Here is a 1,642-nt window from a genome sequence, read left to right on the forward strand (position 1 = left end):
GTCAGATATGACGCCTTGATCGGCAGTTACCTTGGTGAGACGAACGCGCGGCTCCGCAAACTCTTCGACTATGTACGAACTACACCGAGCGTTCTGTTTTTCGACGAGTTCGACGCCATTGGCAAGGAACGCGGCGACACGCATGAAACAGGAGAGATCAAACGGGTTGTCTCTTTCCTGCTCATGCAACTCGACCAGTTGCCCAGCTACGTCATCGTGGTCGCGGCTACCAATCATGGCGAGCTGCTTGATCGCGCTGTCTGGCGCCGTTTCCAAATGCGGTTGGCATTTCCGGCTCCAAAGAAGAACGAGATTGTTGTTTTTTGGTACCGGATCATTTCGGCTTGGCCAGATGCACCAAAAATGGCGCTGGGCCGGCTTGCCAGCCGCCTAGGAAATGTAAGTTACGCAGAGGCGCTCGATTTCTGCCAGAATGTCCGTCGACGACAGATTCTTGGTTTAGGGGAGGTTTCGGTTGATGAGGCATTGCGCGCAGAACTGGATCTTTGGACTTCGCGCGTCACGCCAGAGATCATAAATGCCGAGCGATCCGACAAAACCCCTCCTGAGACTGACGCCGAGCGCTGATCAACCCCGCCCTATAGGTCGCGCCCGCCCGATTCCCTCGCCAGATGCCTTTCCGCGAGACCGTCAGACGGCCGCGTTCGGCCCAAAATTTGCGCGCCTTGCCGAAATTCTCGCACGTGGTGATGGGGCGCTTGAATTGCGCGCGGACCCTGCCGGCCTCGCGCCAGAACGGCTGTTGGTCTTCGAAGTTCGCGGCGCCATCAGTTCGTTTGCCGCCTCCATCCGTCAGGTGGGCGGGCTGGAACTGGTGGATGAGGAAGAACTTGAAAGCGACGAGGAAGACAAGCAGCCCGTCGCCTATCTTCTCGTCCCTGACATGGTGGCCCTGCGTAGCCTGGAGTCGCTGTGGCGGCGCTGGCAGGCCGGTCAACTGGTCAGAGGGGAAACGCCCTGGGCGACCGTGTTCGAACACCTACGGGACCTGCGTGCCTGGGGGCCGGACGACCGCGTTCAACCGACAGATCGGACTTTTCTCTCCGCAATTCTCGACGGCCACCGGGACAACGATCTGATCCGACTAGAGATCGAACTCGTTTTCAGAGCCAATGAGGCAGCCGCGCGGCTCAGCGAAGAGGAGGCGACACAGGCGCTGGTGGCCCGAGGGGGCCGGGTCCTGTCTCGCTGCCGCTTACCCGATATTTCCTACCATGCACTCCTTGCCGATATCCCTGCTTGGGCCGTGCGCGAAATCATCGAACGGAAGATCGAAGGGATCGCTGGTCTCGATGCGGTCATGCACTATCCGTCCGCAGTCCGAGGCCACGACCGTCGAGATCGGCGATCCTGAAGACAGCCCACAGGAGGGGAGCAGATCGAGGAACTCGGTGAGCCAATCCTTGCGGTGCTCGACGGCGTCCCTGTCAGCGGCCACAGGCGCTTGGCTGCCCACATCGACCTCGACGATCCTTTCGATCTTGAGCCGGACGCCCTCGTCGCGTCCCGGGTCGCATGGAACGGCGATGGCATCCCTTGTCATTCACGGGGGACCTCAATGGCGGCGAGGCCCCGCTGCCGCGAAAGATCCACATGATCCCGGTCTTGGGGAACGATGACG

General features: G+C 60.5%; 2 protein-coding genes. Both read left to right on the forward strand.

All coding sequences use genetic code 11. The features are described from left to right. On the forward strand, window positions 1-588 hold a 588-nt coding region (locus OCGS_RS14840; RefSeq protein ID WP_156801023.1), incomplete at its 5' end, for an AAA family ATPase. 175 nt (window positions 589-763) lie between these two features. Next, window positions 764-1,375 carry a hypothetical protein gene (locus OCGS_RS14845; protein ID WP_156801024.1) on the forward strand — a complete coding sequence of 204 codons (612 nt, stop codon included), beginning with the start codon at window positions 764-766 and terminating at the stop codon, window positions 1,373-1,375. Window positions 1,376-1,642 lie beyond the last annotated feature (267 nt).

Origin of the sequence: Oceaniovalibus guishaninsula JLT2003, from assembly GCF_000299575.1 — a bacterium.
In the GTDB taxonomy this organism is placed as follows: domain Bacteria; phylum Pseudomonadota; class Alphaproteobacteria; order Rhodobacterales; family Rhodobacteraceae; genus Palleronia; species Palleronia guishaninsula.